Source organism: Wolbachia endosymbiont of Drosophila barbarae, from assembly GCF_044752445.1.
GTDB lineage: Bacteria > Pseudomonadota > Alphaproteobacteria > Rickettsiales > Anaplasmataceae > Wolbachia > Wolbachia pipientis.
Genome location: NZ_JBIXJM010000168.1, coordinates 1 through 3975, shown reverse-complemented (window position 1 = coordinate 3975; position 3975 = coordinate 1). Strand labels below are relative to the sequence as shown.

5 protein-coding genes are annotated in these 3975 nt (G+C 35.7%); 4 read left to right on the top strand and 1 reads right to left on the bottom strand.

The features are described from left to right. Positions 1-26 precede the first annotated feature (26 nt). The 4 genes from ACIPNH_RS03290 (at position 27) to ACIPNH_RS03275 (ending at position 3179) form a co-directional block, all read left to right on the top strand. Complete coding sequence (locus tag ACIPNH_RS03290; protein WP_065095389.1) at positions 27-737, top strand: ankyrin repeat domain-containing protein; 711 nt, start codon at positions 27-29, stop codon at positions 735-737. A gap of 25 nt (positions 738-762) precedes the next feature. Beyond that, the gene (locus ACIPNH_RS03285) at positions 763-1224 is read left to right on the top strand and encodes an ankyrin repeat domain-containing protein (protein ID WP_400771712.1); all 462 of its coding nucleotides are present in this window, start codon (positions 763-765) and stop codon (positions 1222-1224) included. 106 nt (positions 1225-1330) lie between these two features. After that, positions 1331-1606 (top strand): hypothetical protein, encoded by a 276-nt coding sequence (locus tag ACIPNH_RS03280; protein ID WP_400771710.1) that lies wholly within the window; start codon positions 1331-1333, stop codon positions 1604-1606. Then, positions 1515-3179 carry a recombinase family protein gene (locus ACIPNH_RS03275; protein ID WP_400771708.1) on the top strand — a complete coding sequence of 555 codons (1665 nt, stop codon included), beginning with the start codon at positions 1515-1517 and terminating at the stop codon, positions 3177-3179. The genes ACIPNH_RS03280 and ACIPNH_RS03275 overlap by 92 nt, the downstream gene beginning before the upstream one ends. 346 nt (positions 3180-3525) lie before the next feature. Here ACIPNH_RS03275 and ACIPNH_RS06685 read toward each other — a convergent pair whose 3' ends face one another. Beyond that, positions 3526-3783, bottom strand: a complete 258-nt coding sequence (locus tag ACIPNH_RS06685) for a hypothetical protein (RefSeq protein ID WP_264723794.1) — start codon at positions 3781-3783, stop codon at positions 3526-3528. Positions 3784-3975 lie beyond the last annotated feature (192 nt).

Genomic DNA, 3975 nt, shown 5'->3' with positions numbered 1-3975 from the left:
GAAAAGCTAATTTTGTGAGGTATGAAATGAGTTTTAGCAAGAGTAAGTTTTTTAAAGAAGTATCAAGTAACGGATTTAAAGACATTAATAAAAGAAATGAAGAAGGAGAGACGATCTTGCATCAAGCAGTAGAAATCTCTGATTACAAAACAGTGAGATTATTAATAAAAAAAGGAGCAGAGGTAAATGCAAGAGATAAAAATGGTTATACACCTCTACACTGTGCAGTATTCGCAAAGAGTTTAGAAAATGTAAAAGTGCTGCTAAGGTCGGGAGCAGAAGTAAATGCCACTCAATATGTCACTGGATGTACGCCACTCCACTCTGCGTGCAAGATGGGAGGAGCAGGAGTTGAAATAATAAAAGAGCTGGTAAAGGCTGGAGCTGAAGTTAATCAACTGAATAAGTACGGCGCAACGCCAATGTATTACATCTGGGAAAGTGAAAAGTATCGTCTATGTGATAGCAAAGAGAGTGAAAAGGCGAGTAAATTTTTGAGAGAAAAAGGAGGAATAACAAAAAGTAGAGAACTGACGTGCTATGGAATAGAGGGGCTAGTGGGAGAAATAGCAGACATGTTGAATGGAAGCTACATGCCGGAGCTAAAAATAATAGAGATAGGAGAAATAAGGAAGAGAGACAAATCGCTAATAAAGAAAGAATGTCAAAATTTAGCAAGCAAGATAATCAGCCAAGTGAATGCAATGATAGATGAGGTGGTAAAAAGGAAGGCTTAGGTTTAAAGAAAAGGTGGGGTAAGTTATGGTAAAGCTGGGTAAAAAAGATAAGTCTCTATTAGAGAACTCGTTTAAAAATATTTATGAAAGAGACGAAAAAGGAAGAACAGCTCTACATTATGCAGTAGAGGTAAAAACAGTGAGGTTATTAATCGAAAAAGGAGTAGATGTGAATGCAGCAGATGTAAAAGGACATACAGCACTGCATCTAGCGATAACGGAGAAACGTCTAGAAACAGTTAGAGAATTGATAAAATCAGGAGGGAATGTAAATGCTGAAGAGTATGGCAATAAATGCACTCCGCTGCATCTTGCATGTATGGTAGGAGAAAAAGAAATAGTGGAGGAGCTAGTAAAAGCAGGGGCTGAAATAGAGCAAGCAGATAAATTTGGAATAACAGCGATGGATTATGCGAAAAATAGCAAAGAAATAGCCGAGGTATTAAAGAAAGAAACAGAGAAAATGGAAAGTTTGTTAAAAAAATAAGAGTCGTATCAGAAAGCGCAACAGCAGTTGGCAAAGGAAGGGCTAGACCAAATTTGAAGGCTGTAGCTGATAAAAGTTGGTCTTTTTCATAAGAGTAAATGGATTGATGGAAAAAAGGAGTGGTAAGGCTCCTTGCACTACAAAAACATTTGCAGGAGAAACTATGAGAAAAAGAACATTAACTTGCCGATACGAGCCAGATGAATTAGCGGAACAACATCTAGCAGACGCCTATGAGATGTTACTAAGGTATGCGGTAAAAAGAAACAATGAAAAGGAGATAAAGAAAAATGATAACAGTGGCCTTATATGCAAGAGTTTCATCGAAGAGTCAAGCGCAGAACAATACAATAGAGAGTCAAATTGCCGAGCTCAAGCATAGAATTGCTGCAGATAAGCATGAGTTATTGAATGAGTATGAATTTAAGGATGATGGGCTTAGTGGGTGGAGTTTAGAACGTGAAGGTTTAGATGCATTACGTGATAAAGTAGGAGAAGATCAAATTGATAAAATTTATATTCATTCACCTGACCGACTATCAAGAAAATCTGCACATCAAATGATATTACTTGATGAATTTGAAAAAGCAGGAGTAGAAGTAATATTCTTAAATCATAAGACTGAAAATAATCCAGAGTCTAAATTGTTATTGGGAATGCAAGGATTAGTGGCAGAATATGAGTGTACAAAGATTATGGAACGTAGTCGTAGGGGAAAACTCCATAGAGCAAAAAAAGGCTGTGTAAGTGTAATTGGCATTGCACCTTTTGGTTATAATCGTATAAAGCATGTAGATAGAGAAAAGACAAAGTTTGAAATAAATGAAGAGGAAGCAAAAATAGTAAAGCAGATATTCATGTGGGTAGGGCAAGAGAGAATAAGTATAAGGGAAGTGATACGTAGACTAAGAGATAAGTCAATTAGAACAAGAACTGGAAAGAAGGTGTGGTGTCCAATAATAATTTGGAAGGTGTTAAGAAATCCAGCATATAAAGGACAAGCAGCGTTTGGTAAATTAAAGAGGGTTGAAAAAAGAGAAAGAAATAAACAAAAGGTTTCTATCTGTCGCACAGATGAGGACAGCTGGATTTATATACCAGTACCAAAAATAGTTGATGAAGGGTTATTTAATAAAGTACAAAAGCAACTGGATGAAAATAGAAAAAGAGCAAGGATGAAGAGAGAGGGAGGAAAAAAGAAATATCTATTACAAGGTCTAGTTGTGTGTCAAAACTGTGGATATGCGTATAGTGGTGCACAATGTGGAGTTGAGGGAAAAAAGTTTAGCTATTATCGCTGTAGTAGTACTATACGTATTACTGATGGTAGGGAGAAGTGTACTAATAAATTGGTCCGTACAGATATGTTAGAAACAGCTATATGGGAAAAGGTGAAAAATTTACTAAAAAACCCAGAGATAATAAAAAATGAGTATCACCGTAGAATTGCAGAAAATAAAAATGATGAATCATCAGATAAGAAGTTTGCAAGAAGGGAAAATCAAATAAAACAAGGCATCGAAAAGTTAATGGAAGACTATTATAGTCAAGAAAATGTAGGAGATAAAGGATATATAAGTGAGGAAGAATTTAAACAGACGATGAAAAGAATGAGGGAACTCTTAGGAGGGATAGAAGAAGAGAAGAAAAAGGTAGTTGATCAAAAAGCAATAGAGAAGGGAATGAACCTTATCATCAACAGTATAAAGAGTCTTTATTCCAGTGTAAAATCTAATTTGGAACAGCTAGATTGGCAAACTAAGCGTGGCATCATTAAAGCATTAGTAGAACGAATTCAGATTGGTTATGACCAGGTAGAGGTGGCGTTTAGAATCGAAGAACCAGCACAGGATGGAGAGATTTTTAATTTGCAACATTGTACTGGACGTCATGAAACTGAAGCTATTTATTTATCTTCGCAATCTCTGCAGTGGATTAATGACAAAAAAACTTAATGTATTTGGCGTAAATCATGCTTAATTTTTTGCACTATGTGCACCTCATGTCTTTATCAAATTTCTAGCTACACAAGCTGAAATACGCTATTTAAAACATCAAAAAACGCCAACTTAAAAAATGGATAGTGAATAATTAGCTACCCTAGGGTTTCTTTGCCTTTTTTTCTGTTTAGTAAATTTCTTAACGTTTATAATTTAGATTAGTTGCGGCTTAAAAGCGGCTGAGTCACGGTTATTAAGCGTTTAGAATAAAAAAACGCCATACTTGAAAGTATAATGTAAGTAACTAGCCAACCATCGGGCTTTTTTTGCCTTTTCTTTCGTTTGGTAAATTTTTTAATACTTAGATTAGTTGCAATTTAAGAGACCAGAAATGGTCTGTGCTTGGCACTGGAATAACCTCCTCCTTTGTTATCCCAGTGCCCAGACACTGGGATCCAGGAAACTTAATTGCAAGTAATGCATTGGATTTGGTGAGTATGGGTTTTATGTTATAGAATGAAACACTTTTGGTGAATTTGTAAAGAAAACTGGATCCCAGTGTTTGGGCACTGGGATGACACCATTCTTTTTCCTGGATTCCAGACTGGAATGACACCATTTGTTGTGTTTAACAAAGTTCGTACTTAGCTTCATATTAGCCGTAAATATTTAAGAAATTTACCAAATGAAAAAAAAGGCAAAAGAAGCCCTGGGGTTATTATCTGCTTTAAAATATTGGCATTTTTTATGTTTTAAACGCTTGACAAGCGAAATTCAGCTGCTTTTAATTGCAACTAACTTACGCTGCAAA